This window comes from Vibrio sp. QJM3NY_21 (assembly GCF_057785975.1).
The window spans coordinates 718,208-733,929 of the sequence record NZ_CM173514.1 but is presented as its reverse complement, the minus strand read 5'-3'; the positions used below and the strand labels follow the sequence as shown (position 1 = coordinate 733,929).

The window sequence follows — 15,722 nt, the reverse complement described above, 5'->3', positions numbered from 1 at the left end:
AACGAGAGCAATTTATGGCACTAAATGAAGTGCATATATCAAGTTTAGTCGTGCATGTGAGCCCAGAGCATCTAGACGAGATCAAAGCACAAATCGAGAAATTCGATAACGCAGAGATTTACGGCAGCAGCCCTGAAGGCAAAATCATAGTAGTCCTAGAAACCGAAAACCAAGGTTTTGTAACGGACACCATCGAAGAAATTAATAATATTACGAACGTTTTAGGCACAGCTTTGGTTTATCACCAAATCGAAACTGAGCTCGACGAAACGGATTTAGAAACTGGAAGCAACAATTCTCAACTTGAGGGTGAAGTATGAAAATGACAAGACGCGCGTTTGTGAAAGCAAACGCAGCTGCATCAGCGGCAGCCGTTGCGGGTGTAACTCTGCCAGCAACAGCAACCAACCTGATTGCTAGCTCTGATCAAACAAAAATCACGTGGGATAAAGCGCCTTGTCGTTTTTGTGGTACGGGCTGTTCGGTACTAGTTGGTACTCAAAACGGTAAAGTGGTTGCGACTCAAGGCGACCCAGAAGCACCTGTAAACAAAGGCCTTAACTGTATTAAAGGCTACTTCCTTTCAAAAATCATGTACGGTAAAGACCGTCTTGAACAGCCTCTTCTTCGTATGAAAGACGGCGAGTTCCACAAAGATGGTGATTTTACACCAGTATCTTGGGACCAAGCTTTCGACGTCATGGCTGAGAAATGGAAAGCCGCTCTTAAGAAAAACGGTCCAACAGGCGTTGGTATGTTCGGTTCAGGCCAGTGGACTGTAATGGAAGGCTACGCAGCCGTTAAGATGATGAAAGCGGGCTTCCGTTCAAACAACATCGATCCAAACGCTCGTCACTGTATGGCTTCTGCGGTAGGTGCATTCATGCGTACCTTCGGTATCGATGAGCCAATGGGTTGTTACGATGACTTTGAACACGCAGACGCATTTGTACTGTGGGGTTCAAACATGGCAGAAATGCACCCAGTACTATGGACTCGTATTACAGACCGTCGTCTAAGCCACCCACACGTTAAAGTAAACGTACTGTCTACTTACTACCACCGTTCTTTTGAGCTTGCAGACACGGGTTATATCTTCGAACCTCAATCAGATCTAGCGATTGCTAACTTCATTGCTAACTACATCATTCAAAACGATGCCGTTAACTGGGACTTCGTGAACAAACACACGAACTTCAAGCAAGCAACGACAGACATCGGTTATGGCCTTCGTGACGACGATCCACTACAGCAAGCCGCTGCGAACCCTAACTCAGGCAAAATGACTGATATCAGCTTCGAGAACTACAAAGCTTCTGTTGCTGAATACACCGTTGAGAAAGCGTCTGAAATGTCAGGTGTCTCTCAAGATGATCTAATCAAACTTGCGAAGCAATACGCGGATCCAAACATCAAAGTAATGTCACTTTGGACTATGGGTATGAACCAACATACTCGTGGCGTTTGGATGAACAGCCTTGTGTACAACATCCACCTTCTAACAGGTAAGATTTCTACTCCAGGTAACAGCCCATTCTCACTAACTGGCCAACCATCTGCGTGTGGTACAGCTCGTGAAGTGGGTACGTTCTCTCACCGTCTACCAGCAGATATGGTGGTTGCTAACCCTAAACACCGTAAGATCGCAGAAGACATCTGGAAACTTCCAGAAGGCACTATCCCGGCTAAACCGGGTGCTCACGCTGTTGTTCAAGACCGTATGCTTAAAGACGGCAAGATCAATGCGTACTGGGTAATGTGTAACAACAACATGCAAGCTGGTCCAAACATCAACACTGAACGTCTGCCAGGTTACCGCAACCCAGACAACTTCATTGTATGTTCTGACCCATACCCAACGGCAACAGCTCAAGCTGCTGACCTTATCCTTCCAACAGCAATGTGGATCGAAAAAGAAGGTGCTTACGGTAACGCTGAACGTCGTACACAAGCATGGTACCAACAAGTTAAAACTGTGGGTGACGCGAAGTCTGACCTATGGCAAATCATGGAGTTCTCTAAGCGCTTCACTATTGAAGAAGTTTGGGGCGAAGAACTTGTTGCGAAAATGCCTGAGTACCGTGGTAAAACCATGTACGACGTGCTTTACAAAAACGGCAACGTTGATGCATTCCCACTGTCTGAAGCTCAAGAGCTTAACGACGATGCACAAGCTCAAGGTTTCTACGTTCAAAAAGGTTTATTCGAAGAATACGCAGCCTTTGGTCGCGGCCACGGTCACGATTTAGCACCATACGATCGCTACCATCAAGTTCGAGGTCTACGTTGGCCTGTTGTTGACGGTAAAGAAACACTATGGCGCTTTAAAGAAGGTTCAGATCCATACGCTAAGAAAGGTTCTGATTGGGACTTCTACGGTAAGCCAGATGGTAAAGCGCTGATCATCAACGCTCCATACGAAGCGCCACCAGAAGTACCAAACGATGAATACGATATGTGGCTATGTACAGGTCGTGTTCTTGAGCACTGGCATACAGGTACTATGACTCGTCGTGTACCAGAACTTTACAAAGCAGTACCGGATGCACTTTGTTACATCCACCCTGCTGACGCTAAAGCTCGTGGCCTTCGCCGTGGTGATGAAGTTCTTATCGAAAACAAACGTGGTGAAGTACGCGTTCGTGTTGAAACTCGTGGTCGTAACCGTCCACCACAAGGCTTGGTATTCGTACCATTCTTTGATGCAAGAATTCTGATCAACAAGTTGATCTTGGATGCAACGGATCCTCTGTCTAAGCAGACGGATTACAAGAAGTGTCCAGTTAAGATCACTAAGGTTTCTTAAGCGCCAATTGCTTTTGGAACCTAGAGACAAGATCTAACGTATTTAATATTGCGACTACTTTTTTCATCACTTTTTGAAGGAAGTAGTCCACTCAAAGAATTAGCCTTTAGGCGGAGAAATTAACCATGAAAAAACTGATTACTGCCCTACTATCAGCTGGTCTTTTGCTAGCTGGTGCAGTTCAAGCTCAAGCTGAGCTGGATAACCCAGGCGGCATTGGTGGCGTAGAATCTCTACGTGGTGCAAGTGAACTTGAAGCTACTCGCGCAGCAGATGACTTCAAAAAGTTCCCTCGTGACCAAGTACTCGAGAGTGACTACGTATACCAACCACCTCTAGTGCCTCATACTATTCGTAGCTATGAAGTTTCTCTTAACGCAAACAAGTGTCTTTCTTGCCACAGCTGGAAAAACGCAAAAGAAATGGGTGCGACTAAAGTGAGTGTAACTCACTACATGAACCGTGAAGATGCGGTACTTGCAGACGTATCACCTCGTCGTTATTTCTGTCTACAGTGTCACGTACCTCAAGCTAATGCTAAACCACTAGTTGAGAACGAGTTCAAACCTGTAGATTCACTGCGTTAATCGTAGCCAGACGGTAAGAGAGGCTATATATGATAAAATTACTTAAAGCGTTTTGGAAAAGACTCGCGACACCAAGTAAAGCAGCGGTAGGCGTTGTACTTTTCTTGGGATTCGCAGGCGGTCTTTTGTTCTGGGGGGCATTTAACACAGGTATGCAAGCAACCAACACAGAAGAGTTCTGTTCTGGTTGTCACGCTCCTATTGTTGCTGAAATCCAAGAAACAATTCACTACTCTAACCGCTCAGGCGTTCGTGCTATCTGTTCAGATTGTCACGTACCTCACGAGTGGACGGATAAAATTGTTCGTAAGGTTCAGGCATCTAAAGAGTTGTATGCGCACTTCATTGCGAAAACCATCGATACTGAAGAGAAGTTCAAAGCACGTCGTGCTCACCTTGCTGAACGTGAGTGGAAACGTATGAAAGGCAATGACTCACTTGAGTGTCGTAACTGTCACCAGTTCGATTACATGGACTTCTCAGAGCAGAGCCCTCGTAGTGCGAAACAACACTCAACTGCGCTAGCTTCTGGTGAAAAAACGTGTGTAGATTGCCACAAAGGTATCGCACATAAACTACCAGACATGCACGGCGTTGAAGGCTGGCAATAAGGAGCGATTGAATGAGTACTTTAGAAAGCGTAATTTGGCACATCCTAGGTTACAGTGCTATGCCAGTTATCATTCTTGGTGGCTTTGCAGGTGTTGCAGCCGTATCTCTTTGGCTTTTATCTATGACTAAAGACAAAGAAATCGATTAGAAATCGAAATTGCGTCAACTTTTACCAGTTATTTTTGAGATGAGTTGATACTAGAAAGCCACTGAATTCAGTGGCTTTTTTATTGTCTGGCATTTCTTACTTCTACTGTTAAGGTATTTCTACTGTTAAGTAAGAGGCAAAACGTTAAGCTTGATTTTCCGAAGCTTCTGGATCGACGTTCTCTTTATCGACATCTTCCTTATCAACAATCGGCAGCACCTGTTTTACATAGTTACCCGGAGCCTTGCCAATCACAGGATGAAGCTCGGAACCTTGATTGAAAGGTTCGATTTTCTCGTCAGCTTCAAAGCCTTGTAACCATTGATCCCAGTGTGTCCACCATGAGCCTTCGTTGTGACTTGCGTTATTTAGCCATTCGTCAGCGGAATCGTCTAGGTTATCGTTCAACCAGTAGCCGTATTTCTTTTTCTCTGGATGGTTAACAATGCCGGCAATATGACCCGACTCACCCAGAACAAACGTTTTGTTTCCACCAGTGTTCAATGCACCACGGTAAGTCCCTTGCCACAAAGCAATATGGTCTTCTTTGGCTGAGATAAAGTAGCTTGGAATTTTGATCTTATTCAAATCAATCCAAACACCGCCTACTTTTACGCCTTTGTCTTGAACCAGTTTATTTTCAAGATAAAGCTCTCGCAGCAAGAAGTTATGGCATTTAGCCGCAACGTTAGTGCTATCACTGTTCCAGTACAGAAGATCAAACTCCATCGGGCTACTGCCTTTGAGGTAGTTATCGATGTAATAGTTCCAGTATAAGCTGTTCTCTCGAAGCAAACTGAACGTCACGCTCAACGAGCGACCATCCATATAACCTTTAGCGTCGTTCTGTTTCTCAATAGCGTCGATTATCGTCTCATTGATGTACGCCCCAACCTCACCTGGCTGCGAGAAATCTAATAACGTGGTAAAGAAGGTCGCCGTTTTTATGCGCTTCTTCATACGCTTAGCCGCATAGTAAGCCACCGTAGATGCGAGTACCGTACCGCCAATACAATAACCTGCGGCATTGATTTGCTCTTTGCCGGTGATGTCTTCAATAGCGGTGACCGCCTTAACGACACCTTCCGTGACGTAGTCTCCGAATTCTTGGTCTTTCTGTGCCACACCCGGATTGCACCAAGACATCATAAATACGCTATGCCCTTGTTCAAGCAGCCAACGCACCATCGAGTTCTTTTCTCGAAGGTCGAGAATGTAGTACTTATTGATAAACGGCGGAACGATCAACAATGGTGTCGCATTGACTTGTGGGGTCTTCGGGTAATACTGAATCAGTTCAAACAAGTCATTTTGAAAGACGACATCACCTTCTGTATTCGCGACATCCACACCCAATCGGAATGCGTTGTTATTGGTCATGCGGATCTTAAGGATGTCGGCGCTCGCTTCGACGTCCGCTTGCAACTGCTCTAACCCATCAAGAAGGTTCTCGCCATTTCTCTCCAGAGTCAGCTTCATCAACTCTGGGTTAGTCGCGATAAAATTGCTTGGGGACATGGCATTGATAGCCTGACGTGAAAAAAACGCTACACGCTCTTTGGTTTTCTCGTCAATGCCCTCAATCGAGTTGATGGTATCGATATAGCTTTTACTAAACAGCAAGTAAGATTGCTTGATGAAGCTATAAAAAGGGTCGTTCTTCCATGCATCATCGATAAAACGCTTGTCATCACGATCTTCAGTGATAACGCTTTCAGTGTTACCCATCAGTGCAGCGTTTTGCCAGATTTGCAGTTGCTGTTCCCACCATTGGGATTGCAGCTGAAGTAGAACGGCTGGTTGGTTTGCGGCTTGCTCAAAAATTTTCGATGCATCATCAAAATTCAATTCTTGCATCGCTTTATTTAGGGGAGATTGCGCGGCTTCCTTGTTTTGTTCAAAATTTTCCCACCATTGCTGGTTCGTTTGTTGAAGCTTAACAAGGTAGTCCGAAAAGAAGTGTTGAAACATAACATGACTCCAATAATCGGAAAATCGCCACCAAGCGGCACAGGCCAACCTGTACCAACTTGAAGGCGACTAATTTTATGCAGGTGTAACTGTTTTCAAGTTTTCAGTTGTTAGTGTTTCAACATCTTCTTTGAACTCTTTTGCAGCAGCTTGCATTTTTGAGCTATCAGTCATCATCTGTTGAGACAATTGAGTGAGTGCCGTTAGTTGCTGGCCGTTAAAAGCGGTGAGGCTATTTACGTCTTTGATTTCACTGACTGCTTTCATTTGTGCAAGACCCATATCGGTATAAGTCTGCAACGCATTCATTTGAAGTTCAGTCATTGTTTGAACGTTCTTTGCAACCAACTTATTGAATTTCAAGTACGGTTCGAACTGCTTTTCAGTTTGGTCTGTGATTGTTTTGAAAATATCCGTGTACATAAGTAACTCCTGGTGAATACATAGTTAGTGAAGAAATAGCTTAATAAAGAAATAGTTAAAAAATAAATAGCTTAAAAAACCAATTTGGCTCGCCTACGGCATGTCGAGTTCTAACCCTCGATACCTTTAAGCAAAACAGCGGTTCCCATTCCCCCGCCCACACAAAGCGAAGCAACACCATAATTGGTATGTTGCTCGATCATTTCGTGGATGAGTGAAACAATAATTCGGTTACCTGATGCCCCTAGAGGGTGACCAAGTGCGATAGCGCCACCGTTGACATTAACTTTAGATTTGAACGCTTCAAGCGGCAGATCATGTTGTTCAGACAACTGGTACATTACGCCTAACGCCTGTGCAGCGAAGGCTTCATTCAACTCAAACAACTCGACTTCTTCTAAAGTTAAATCCGCTTTATCTAGCGCTTTAGATACTGCTTCTACTGGGCCCAATCCCATGATCTTTGGGTCTAAACCCGATTGTGCGTAGCTGCTCAGCTCTACCAGTGGAGTCAGGCCGTATTTCAAGACCGCAGATTCAGACGCTAAGATAATGGCACTTGCGCCATCATTGATGCCCGAAGCATTACCAGCGGTGACCGTTCCTTCTCGGTCGAAGGCTGGACGAAGCTTTTGTAGAGCTTCGAATGTCGCGTCTGACTTCGGATACTCATCGGTATCAAAAGTGACGGTTTGTCTGCGTTGCTTAACTTCTACAGGCACGATTTGCTCGTTAAACTTACCCGCTTCGATTGCAGCTACTGCTTTCTGTTGGCTTTCTAACGCGTAGTTATCTTGTGCGAGACGCGAAATATTCAAAGCGTTGGCGATGTTTTCAGCCGTCATACCCATGTGGTAATGATTGAACGCATCGGTTAATCCATCACCCACCAGCAAGTCTTTCATCGAGATGTCACCCATCTTGTGACCATTTCGAATACTCGGTGGCACAATAAAAGGAATCTGAGACATCACCTCAACACCCGCTGCAATAACGACTTCAGCATCTTGTGCTTTGATGTGCGCCGCTGCGTCCATCACCGACTTCATGCCGCTGCCGCAGATCATGTTCACACCGTATGCAGGAGTTTCCTCAGGTAACCCTGCATAGATGGAAGCTTGACGAGCAACCCCCATGCCTTGACCTGCAGAAATTACATTACCAACGATCACTTCATCAATCGCATCCAACGAAAGATCTACGGACTCCAACGCTCCTTTGATCGCAACGCCAGCCAACTCGCCCGCAGATACGTTTTTTAGCGACCCGGTGAATGCACCAATAGGAGTACGTTTAGCCGCAACAATAAAGACTTTTTCCATTATTCCATTCCCTTCAGTTTCGCCAATTAGTGCATGTACAAGCCGCCATTCACAGACAGTGTTTCGCCTGTAATGTACGCGCCAGATTCACTTGCTAAAAAGCCCACTGCGTCTGCAATTTCTATAGGCGTCGCTAAACGTTTCATTGGGATTTGGTTTTTAATTGAATCAAGGACTTCAGGCTTCATTTGCTCAACCATAGGCGTGCCTGTGTAGCCAGGGGCAACCACGTTTACTGTCACTCCACTTCTTGCACCTTCAGCCGCCAGTGCTTTTGAAAAACCAATCATTCCCGCTTTAGCCGCCGAGTAGTTAGTTTGTCCAAACTGACCTTTTAAGCCATTGACTGAAGAAATATTGATGACTCGGCAATTGCCCTTTTCGCACATAGGTGCAAACAGAGGCTGTGTCACATTGAAAAGGCTGTTGAGGTTAGTCTCAATCACATCTTTCCAAGCTTCGGCATCCATCTTTTTGAAGACGCTGTCACGAGTAATACCTGCGTTGTTGACCAAAACATCCACCGTGCCTTCTTCTTCTAACAACTTGCTTAAGCTCTGTGCACATTCAGCGGTGTTGGTGACATCTAATTCAAACAATCGCACTTGATCTTCAGTAAATTGCTTTTCATTAAACCAATCCAGTGCGCACTGATAATTCCCAGTAAAATAGGTCGCGATAACACGATAGCCATCCGCGACTAATTTAGAAGAAATTGCTGAGCCGATACCGCCTTTTGATCCTGTAATTAAAGCAAGCTTTTTCATTAATGGTTCCATCCCTTACAAGCTATTAAATAACAATGATGTTAATAAGATAATGTCTTAGTCGATAATTAAACTTTACGTTTTTCTTTAATTAAACCCTACAGCTCAAAATCAAAAATTATTATTACAAATATAAAATATTTTCGTATCATGATTAAAAACTAGACTTCCGTCCCAAAATCAATGAAATGTTACCTGGATGTAAAACCACGCAATACTATGATTTTAATAAGGTTTATTTAATTTTACTTTTATCACCAAGCAGATAAGTCTTTGTTAATACGAGACAAACCTATATCTCTCAGCTTGTTTCAAGAAGAATGCAATGTGGGGATTTGAAATAATTGATCATGAGAATAATAACAAAACTCTAATTAGCCATTAATAAATGGTTCCTTATCATTCTATATAAACCTCAATATAATTAACGTTCTGGATTGGAAAGCTGAACATTATGAATAGACAAAAAAAGCCCACTCAATCTATGAGTGGGCTTAAGTAAATGTTATTAATAAATAGAGCGTAGGATTCTACTTCGTAAATATTTCATTTGTATTTACATCTAAATAAATTTTATTTTCAAGAGACAGTCCGCCGCAATAGATAAAATAGACATCTCGGTCACTGTACTTTACCGATTTCACCCAACCACCCAATTCTTCGAAGTCACTTGGGTCACATTCGCCATCAGAGATCAGTTCTGCCACCGTATTGCGGAACTTCTCTTTATGGATCTTGAGATCATCGGATTTAACCAAATATGAATCCAATATCTCTATGCTTTCTTTCTCAGAAATGATCACTTCTTTATTGGATAGGCCAGACATCGAAACCCATTCGGCTGTCTGTGGTCCGCCTTCTTTTAGAACGATATAGTCTGAGATACGTACCCATTCACCCTGTTTTTCGAGTACTTCGACTTTTTCGCCTTTGTAGAGGTAATCTGTTATCAAGCCATCAACTTCTGGTTGTTCTACCACTTCAAGCTTTCTATCCAGAACGTAAAACTCTGTCTGTTCTGGCTCAGGTTTAAGTTCCATGATCGGTTTTAAATCCGCTTCAGGCTGAGCAACTTCTTCAACGGACTCTTCGGTTTTGTCTGCTGGTGGTGAGTCTTTCTTCATAACAAAGAAGTAGTACGCTGCTCCTCCTCCGCCCAATATTAACAACACAAGTAAAGCGATCAGCGCTTTTTTCATCAAATCCACCAGCTCTTCCGTCTTAGGTATCTTTTAAGTGTACATCAACTCATGCTGCTGCTCATCTATACTCTCAATAGAGAACGCAGTAAGTAGAGGAAAGTCATGAGTTTTTGGGTGAAGGTTATAATTGTGAGTGTACCTTTGAGTGCTAATGTCGCGCTAGCAAACCATTGTGACCGTGAAAACTGGCAAGTACTGTTGGACCGCCAACTCTCATTTGAAGGGCGGTACAACCAATACACTAAAGAATTCAACCAAGTTCTCTCAACCTATGAATCACAAACTCTGCTATCTAAACACTTCAACGAAACACAGATCATTGAGCTTTGGGCAAAATATGAAGAAAGGTTTAATGTGCAGCTCAATAGTCATATGAATACCGCTTATGATGTCTCTGAGGTTTTGTTAAAGCAGGCATACGTAGTCTCTACCGAATTAGATGGAGCTCAATCTCTCATTCACTCATGGCAAGCCGTGGCTCAACACTGTGCTAAAGCAAAGCTACCGCGCCAAACTGAAAGCGCACAGTTGCACGTAACAAGCTCACAATCGCTCTCCAAAGATCTCCATACACTCAGTGAAAAGTTCCGTCAGCTGTCTTCAAAATACCGCAAAGAAGCCACGATGATTGACGAAGCACGCCACACAAACCAACCGACAAACGATGACCCAAACTGAAAACATTTCTAGGTTTCATCGCTTTCTCGACTGGATTTTTCCGATAAATATGCTTCCCTCAAGCCAAAATAGTCAGATAAGTCGTTAATCAAAGCTTTATCAATAAGTTGTAAAACTAATGTGCGAACTATCAACAATAAAGTTCAATTTCCGACCAATGCAAGCGAGCATATGAGATATTCATCACAAAATAGATTTACAAACGCCAAGAAATTGTTATCATGATTATTCATATAACTTAATAACAAGAAACATTTTGGCTAGGTAATATGCAAAAAACTATGGCTTTCAACTGCTTGAGTAACACGGAATGGACTGCGGAGATAAGAGGTAAACTTTTATCTGTAGCTAAACACATGGAAGAGTTCGGTTCAGTAAGTGAGCTAGAGCTATGTAAGATATTTGGAGAGACGATTTGGAATGACGGTGTGGATTATCATTCACATGCTTTCTCATTCAGAATTAACGCTCAAACTGGGGATTGTTCAATCTCTAACTTTAAGTATCACTAAGTTTTGCACCTATCATATACGGAGTGCCTTTCGCGAGGCGCTCCGTTTTTTATTGCTGCGCATTTGGTATTTGACGACAGTCTTTAAGAGCAGCGGCACCCTAGTTTAACAACGAAAGTCATTTCGTTTTCAGCTCATTTCCCCCAAAGACGTCTCCCCTACCTATAAGCTTAGTCAGTATAAACCGGAAGTGGCGCATTGCCTTTCACCTGCCTAATCGCAAGGTGAGTATGTATATCTTTTACGTTAGAGAGACGCTGTAGCTTTCTTGTAAATGCTTCATAAGCCATAAGATTTGGGCTGACAACTTCTAAAAGGTAGTCATAAGCTCCGGATACAACGTGGCAGCTGATGACCTCTTCCATCTCGACAATTGCACTTTCAAATTTATCAATCGACACTTCTTGGTGGTTGTTTAAGCTCACCTCAACAAACACACTCATTGCGATGCCGACCTGTTCTCGCGACAGGCTCACGCGATAACCGTCAATGATTCCTTTCTCTTCCAGTCTTTTGATGCGCCTTGCGCACGGTGAAGCCGACAAGCCAACCTCATCAGCTAGCTCAGCCGTGGTTAGCCTACCGTCTTTCTGAAGCAACTCAAGAAGATGTCTATCAATCCTATCCATAGTAAATACCGATCATTGGTTAAATTCATTAACAATTAGGAAAATATTAGCAGAAATCATCAACCATGACTCAAGTTAGAACAAAATTTGCCAACCTGTGGCACACCAAGTACCCCATAATGAGTCATCATCCACTTTCCTTGTTTATTATGAAGCTTGGCTACCTATCTATTATTGTCACTCTGCTCATCTGGGCGAGCTTTTTCCTTTCTCTTAAAGGCGGCGCAAATTCAGACTTAACACCTGCAGACATCGCACTGACTCGATTCCTCATTCCTGCATTGGTGCTATTGCCCTTGATGTGGAAAGCGCGCAGCACGATAGTTGCTGTCCCGAATCGATACTTGGCTGGTATGTTTGTGGGGTGCGGGTTGCCTTATTTGCTCGTTGCAGGAACAGCCATGCAGTTTGTTCCGGTATCACACGGCAGTGCTTTGGTTCCGGGAACGCTTCCTCTGTTCGTAACAGGAATCGCGGTACTCTTTTTTAAACAACCGCTTAGCCGGCACCGTGTCGTTGGTTTAGGTCTTGTCTTACTCGGGATATTGTTGTTTCTAGGAAATAGCTTAAGCAGCTTCAACTTTGAATACACCAAAGGTCACTTGTTGTTTTTGTGTGGCAGCTTAATGTGGGCAACTTTTACCATCTCAGCACGTGTTGCCAATCTTAATGCGCTTGTGAGTGCGGGTTTCATTTCATTCTGTTCCACTTTGCTATTGCTGATCCTTATCCTTACAGGAACCCTCCCTAGCCATTTAATGAGCACACCAATTGCTCAATGGCCAGTCACAGAACTTGCCGTACATTCAGCGGTGCAAGGCGTCGGCGCAGGCCTAATAGCGGCATTCACTTATCTCTATGCTGTTAATACACTAGGAGCAGAGCGTTCAGCCGCTTTTGGCAGTGCAACACCCGCCGTTGCAACGTTGTTGGCGATCCCACTGTTCAACGAGATTCCGGATACGATGACTTGGTTAGCACTTGGTTCAATTTGTATCGGCAGCTTGGTCGCGAGCAACATTTTCATGAGAAACGACCAATCTATGCAGTATCAACCGCCAAGCCATAGCAAAGCCTGATACTGCGTTCCAACCTAAATACAGTTCCCCTAAACATCAATTTTAGGGCTTGTAGTACACAGATAAGCCTACAAACGTAGGCTTATCTAAAATCTCCTTTTTCTGAGCTCGCTTCTCCATTAAACTGTCCGACCTTTTTGCAGATCCAAGAGAACACCATGCAACGCGATTACACTTTAACTTGCTTAAACAACATGCCTCGTGAAGAACTAGAAGAATTTAGTTTAAGAATGATTCATCGCCTTGTCCCTGAAGATGCAATGACGGAACTGTTTACGTTCGAGCAGGAAGAAGTGACCAATGAAGAGCGTATGCAATCAACGAAGTTTGATGCGATGCTTCGAATGACTGCAATCGCGCTGAGTGAAGTGAATCTTGCGTTTAGTGAGTCGGATAACTCACAACAAAACATCGAGCGTATGACTCGACTATTGCTTTGGCACTTCTATGCAATGTCGTTCAACCTTGAGCAAGCGATCAGCCTTGAAACTCACTGTGACAAAGTCGAGAAAATTTTGTTGAAAGCACCGACAGAAGCATTTGGTTGGGTAAAAGAGCTCACAGAGTTGCTGCACTTCTATGCTGAAGTAAATGAAGGCAACGAAGACAAAAAAGACGCATAAAGTCCCTTCAACTTAAAAGCTTCTCAACGAGTTGTTCGTTACTCAAGGAACAACTCGCCTATCCCCTAGAACGGCGGTAAGTAGAACGATATCGAAAGAAAATAGAACTAAACCGAAGGCAGTCAGGGCTATACCGAAGGCAAATAAAAACTTTGTTGAAATGAGTTCTCTGCCTTTGTTGTTTCTAACACACTATGATGCAACATCAGTATCGACTGAGCGATTTTGGTGCCAATACCTAACGAACCATTAGGTGCTTCTAGTTCAACTTCATTATGGATAACGACCTTCACCCGTTTTGAATCCGATTCTAAACCTATATCTAACGACACCATTGTTCCGCTCGGGCTATGCCTCAACGCATTATCTAGCAGATTCAAGATCAACCTCTCAAGCAAATCACTGTCACCCACAGCCCTGATCCCATTAGGAATATTGACGTTCAACTCAACATTCTTATGACGATACTGGCTTTGTATCGTTTCTAAACATTCGCTCACCAGCCCATTGAAATTGATTGAAGCGTATTGATATGTGGGTACCGGGTTATCGTTCTTGGCGCTATCTAACAAAGAATGCAGCTGTTGAGATAGCTTGTTACCATTACGGTAAGCAACGTCGATCAACGGATCCGATTGCGGATTTTGAATCTTCCACGTTTCTAAATAACCAAGCACACTGGAAAGCGGCGTTTTCAAATCGTGACTGACCTGTAATAAGCTTTGTCTACGATGCGAGGATTGGTATTCAAGCTGCAAGAATTGTTGTTGAATGTGTTTCGCCATCAATTGATAAGAACGTGCTATGGGCACTAATTCTGGTACTTGGTGTGTGAAATTAGGTTCTAACCTAAAGTCTTGTTCAGCTTGTTGTTGCAATTTATTGGTTACCGCCTCTATTGGGTTCAACAAGCTGCGTTTCACTAACAGATACGCACCAATCGCAAAGCCCAAGATAGAAACTAGCACAAGCCCTGCTAGCGCGATATATGGCGTATCAACCTGAGAGTTGGTGATTACAGTATGGCGATTACTTCCAATAACCACGTACAAATAACCGACAATAGAACCAAGCTCTTCAATCGCCGCAACAGAGAACACCTTTCGAGCCCCCGGATTGATCGGGTCTTCCCCCAGAATGGGATAAGGCTCGTTGTTTAAAAACTGTTGAATGGGCGCTAAGTCTATCTGGTTCGCTAACACAGTGCCTTCCGGCGCAGCATGGGTCGTAATATTACCCTGACTGTCGAGGAAATAGATATCGAAATCTGGCCCTATCAACATTAAGGTGTGGAATATGGATTTGAGCGCTTTAGGGTTGTAGTCAGTGCCAATCATCAGTGGATTATCATCACGCATATGCACCGCCAGATTTTTATGTAAGCTCTGCTTAGTTCTTTGTTCTATGGTCTCTTTTTGCCAATGATAAGTGTAGGCGATGACCACACTCACCAACAGAAACCACAAACTTGTGAACAATACTAAACGCGATTTAAAACTCATGTTCTCTCCTCTATGGCTCGTAGGTCTTACTGGCTTTTTAATAAGCTTAGAAAGCGACACATAGACCTATACTTTCGATTCAAACTTGTACCCAACACCCCAAACGGTTTTAATGAAATCGTCATCGCTATTGGGCATGGCAAGCTTGGTTCTTAGACGGTTTACCGTGCTACACACAGTGTGGTGGTAGCCAGAGTGATGAGTATTCCAAACATGATCGAGCAACTCGTCTTTGCTATACACACGCCCCGGGCGGGTGGCTAAAAAGTGAAGTAAGGTAAATTCTGTTGCAGTCAACGGGACATCTTGGTTGTTAAGTGAAACCTGATGGCGCTCAGGTTGAATGGTGAGCCCACCAAAACTCATAATCGATTCTATTGTTGAGGTAGACTGGCCGGTTGATTCAACATGGTTTAGACGGCGTAGTACGTTCCTCACGCGAGCTTGAAACTCCAGCACGCTAAATGGTTTAGTGATGTAATCATCGACACCAGCTTCTAAACCCGACACCTTCTCTAGCTCCGCATCTCTTGCCGTTAGCATCAATACAGGTGTCCAGTCCTCTTGCTGACGTAACATTCGACAAAAATCGAGCCCATCTCCATCAGGCAAGCCTCGGTCAAGTACAACCAAATCAAACTGATCATTACTGTACAACGCGTTAGCTTTATCAATTGAGTTGGTTCTTGTTACATCATGACCTTGGAACTTGAGATGCATTTGCACCAGTTCTGCCAAGTCATCATCGTCTTCGACCAACAATATGTTTACCATCAAATTTACCGCAGCACTATTCATGATCCCTGCTCTATTCGGAGTCCGCCCACCTAAGATTGACCGGAACAGAACAGGAATTCTTTC

General features: G+C 43.7%; 17 protein-coding genes. 9 read left to right on the top strand and 8 right to left on the bottom strand.

All coding sequences use genetic code 11. The features are described from left to right. Nucleotides 1–14 precede the first annotated feature (14 nt). From AC3CID_RS18960 to AC3CID_RS18940, 5 genes are all read left to right on the top strand, one after another. On the top strand, nucleotides 15–320 hold the full coding sequence (locus AC3CID_RS18960; RefSeq protein WP_004731320.1) for a chaperone NapD: 306 nt from the start codon (nucleotides 15–17) through the stop codon (nucleotides 318–320). Continuing rightward, nucleotides 317–2,806, top strand: coding sequence for a periplasmic nitrate reductase subunit alpha (napA, locus tag AC3CID_RS18955; RefSeq protein WP_054545564.1), 2,490 nt, complete (start codon nucleotides 317–319; stop codon nucleotides 2,804–2,806). The genes AC3CID_RS18960 and napA overlap by 4 nt, the downstream gene beginning before the upstream one ends. A gap of 125 nt (nucleotides 2,807–2,931) precedes the next feature. Continuing rightward, complete coding sequence (locus AC3CID_RS18950; RefSeq protein ID WP_004731324.1) at nucleotides 2,932–3,393, top strand: nitrate reductase cytochrome c-type subunit; 462 nt, start codon at nucleotides 2,932–2,934, stop codon at nucleotides 3,391–3,393. 29 nt (nucleotides 3,394–3,422) lie between these two features. Then, nucleotides 3,423–4,004 (top strand): NapC/NirT family cytochrome c, encoded by a 582-nt coding sequence (locus AC3CID_RS18945; protein WP_017105877.1) that lies wholly within the window; start codon nucleotides 3,423–3,425, stop codon nucleotides 4,002–4,004. Nucleotides 4,005–4,015: 11 nt separating this feature from the next. Then, nucleotides 4,016–4,153 carry a TIGR02808 family protein gene (locus AC3CID_RS18940; RefSeq protein ID WP_004731329.1) on the top strand — a complete coding sequence of 46 codons (138 nt, stop codon included), beginning with the start codon at nucleotides 4,016–4,018 and terminating at the stop codon, nucleotides 4,151–4,153. Nucleotides 4,154–4,297: 144 nt separating this feature from the next. Here AC3CID_RS18940 and phaC read toward each other — a convergent pair whose 3' ends face one another. The 5 genes from phaC to AC3CID_RS18915 all read right to left on the bottom strand — a co-directional run bounded on the left by phaC (nucleotide 4,298) and on the right by AC3CID_RS18915 (nucleotide 9,844). Next, nucleotides 4,298–6,124 carry a class I poly(R)-hydroxyalkanoic acid synthase gene (phaC, locus tag AC3CID_RS18935; protein WP_488527923.1) on the bottom strand — a complete coding sequence of 609 codons (1,827 nt, stop codon included), beginning with the start codon at nucleotides 6,122–6,124 and terminating at the stop codon, nucleotides 4,298–4,300. Nucleotides 6,125–6,199: 75 nt separating this feature from the next. Then, complete coding sequence (locus tag AC3CID_RS18930) at nucleotides 6,200–6,547, bottom strand: phasin family protein (protein WP_054545566.1); 348 nt, start codon at nucleotides 6,545–6,547, stop codon at nucleotides 6,200–6,202. 110 nt (nucleotides 6,548–6,657) lie between these two features. Then, nucleotides 6,658–7,869: an acetyl-CoA C-acetyltransferase gene (locus AC3CID_RS18925; protein WP_171313394.1), complete on the bottom strand. Its 1,212-nt coding sequence runs from the start codon at nucleotides 7,867–7,869 to the stop codon at nucleotides 6,658–6,660. A 26-nt stretch (nucleotides 7,870–7,895) separates the two neighbouring features. Further along, nucleotides 7,896–8,636, bottom strand: a complete 741-nt coding sequence (locus tag AC3CID_RS18920; RefSeq protein WP_054545568.1) for an SDR family oxidoreductase — start codon at nucleotides 8,634–8,636, stop codon at nucleotides 7,896–7,898. Between the two features lie 530 nt (nucleotides 8,637–9,166). Then, nucleotides 9,167–9,844, bottom strand: a complete 678-nt coding sequence (locus tag AC3CID_RS18915; RefSeq protein ID WP_488527922.1) for an SH3 domain-containing protein — start codon at nucleotides 9,842–9,844, stop codon at nucleotides 9,167–9,169. A 96-nt stretch (nucleotides 9,845–9,940) separates the two neighbouring features. On the opposite strand from AC3CID_RS18915, the gene AC3CID_RS18910 reads away from it, so the two are divergent. Together AC3CID_RS18910 and AC3CID_RS18905 are read left to right on the top strand one after the other, a co-directional pair. Continuing rightward, nucleotides 9,941–10,516, top strand: a complete 576-nt coding sequence (locus tag AC3CID_RS18910) for a hypothetical protein (RefSeq protein ID WP_488527921.1) — start codon at nucleotides 9,941–9,943, stop codon at nucleotides 10,514–10,516. Nucleotides 10,517–10,785: 269 nt separating this feature from the next. After that, on the top strand, nucleotides 10,786–11,028 hold the full coding sequence (locus AC3CID_RS18905; RefSeq protein WP_017062621.1) for a hypothetical protein: 243 nt from the start codon (nucleotides 10,786–10,788) through the stop codon (nucleotides 11,026–11,028). A 170-nt stretch (nucleotides 11,029–11,198) separates the two neighbouring features. Here AC3CID_RS18905 and AC3CID_RS18900 read toward each other — a convergent pair whose 3' ends face one another. After that, nucleotides 11,199–11,657, bottom strand: coding sequence for an Lrp/AsnC family transcriptional regulator (locus AC3CID_RS18900; protein WP_017078313.1), 459 nt, complete (start codon nucleotides 11,655–11,657; stop codon nucleotides 11,199–11,201). A 149-nt stretch (nucleotides 11,658–11,806) separates the two neighbouring features. Between AC3CID_RS18900 and AC3CID_RS18895 the strand changes: the two genes are divergently transcribed. Both AC3CID_RS18895 and AC3CID_RS18890 read left to right on the top strand, forming a co-directional pair. Continuing rightward, nucleotides 11,807–12,736 (top strand): DMT family transporter, encoded by a 930-nt coding sequence (locus tag AC3CID_RS18895; RefSeq protein WP_171312970.1) that lies wholly within the window; start codon nucleotides 11,807–11,809, stop codon nucleotides 12,734–12,736. Between the two features lie 137 nt (nucleotides 12,737–12,873). Beyond that, the gene (locus tag AC3CID_RS18890) at nucleotides 12,874–13,359 is read left to right on the top strand and encodes an exoribonuclease R (RefSeq protein ID WP_488527920.1); all 486 of its coding nucleotides are present in this window, start codon (nucleotides 12,874–12,876) and stop codon (nucleotides 13,357–13,359) included. Between the two features lie 128 nt (nucleotides 13,360–13,487). Here the strand turns inward: AC3CID_RS18890 and AC3CID_RS18885 are convergent, their stop codons facing one another. Together AC3CID_RS18885 and AC3CID_RS18880 are read right to left on the bottom strand one after the other, a co-directional pair. Continuing rightward, on the bottom strand, nucleotides 13,488–14,861 hold the full coding sequence (locus AC3CID_RS18885) for a sensor histidine kinase (RefSeq protein ID WP_488527919.1): 1,374 nt from the start codon (nucleotides 14,859–14,861) through the stop codon (nucleotides 13,488–13,490). A gap of 66 nt (nucleotides 14,862–14,927) precedes the next feature. After that, complete coding sequence (locus AC3CID_RS18880) at nucleotides 14,928–15,659, bottom strand: response regulator transcription factor (RefSeq protein ID WP_488527918.1); 732 nt, start codon at nucleotides 15,657–15,659, stop codon at nucleotides 14,928–14,930. Nucleotides 15,660–15,722: the final 63 nt, after the last annotated feature.

Excerpts from the sequence above, each read along its gene's own strand:
- AC3CID_RS18960 (WP_004731320.1), top strand. The coding sequence starts at position 15 with ATGGCACTAAATGAAGTGCATATATCAAGTTTAGTCGTGCATGTGAGC.
- napA (WP_054545564.1), top strand. The coding sequence starts at position 317 with ATGAAAATGACAAGACGCGCGTTTGTGAAAGCAAACGCAGCTGCATCA.
- AC3CID_RS18950 (WP_004731324.1), top strand. The coding sequence starts at position 2,932 with ATGAAAAAACTGATTACTGCCCTACTATCAGCTGGTCTTTTGCTAGCT.
- AC3CID_RS18945 (WP_017105877.1), top strand. The coding sequence starts at position 3,423 with ATGATAAAATTACTTAAAGCGTTTTGGAAAAGACTCGCGACACCAAGT.
- AC3CID_RS18940 (WP_004731329.1), top strand. The coding sequence starts at position 4,016 with ATGAGTACTTTAGAAAGCGTAATTTGGCACATCCTAGGTTACAGTGCT.
- phaC (WP_488527923.1), bottom strand. The coding sequence starts at position 6,124 with ATGTTTCAACACTTCTTTTCGGACTACCTTGTTAAGCTTCAACAAACG.
- AC3CID_RS18930 (WP_054545566.1), bottom strand. The coding sequence starts at position 6,547 with ATGTACACGGATATTTTCAAAACAATCACAGACCAAACTGAAAAGCAG.
- AC3CID_RS18925 (WP_171313394.1), bottom strand. The coding sequence starts at position 7,869 with ATGGAAAAAGTCTTTATTGTTGCGGCTAAACGTACTCCTATTGGTGCA.
- AC3CID_RS18920 (WP_054545568.1), bottom strand. The coding sequence starts at position 8,636 with ATGAAAAAGCTTGCTTTAATTACAGGATCAAAAGGCGGTATCGGCTCA.
- AC3CID_RS18910 (WP_488527921.1), top strand. The coding sequence starts at position 9,941 with ATGAGTTTTTGGGTGAAGGTTATAATTGTGAGTGTACCTTTGAGTGCT.
- AC3CID_RS18905 (WP_017062621.1), top strand. The coding sequence starts at position 10,786 with ATGCAAAAAACTATGGCTTTCAACTGCTTGAGTAACACGGAATGGACT.
- AC3CID_RS18900 (WP_017078313.1), bottom strand. The coding sequence starts at position 11,657 with ATGGATAGGATTGATAGACATCTTCTTGAGTTGCTTCAGAAAGACGGT.
- AC3CID_RS18895 (WP_171312970.1), top strand. The coding sequence starts at position 11,807 with ATGAAGCTTGGCTACCTATCTATTATTGTCACTCTGCTCATCTGGGCG.
- AC3CID_RS18885 (WP_488527919.1), bottom strand. The coding sequence starts at position 14,861 with ATGAGTTTTAAATCGCGTTTAGTATTGTTCACAAGTTTGTGGTTTCTG.
- AC3CID_RS18880 (WP_488527918.1), bottom strand. The coding sequence starts at position 15,659 with ATGAATAGTGCTGCGGTAAATTTGATGGTAAACATATTGTTGGTCGAA.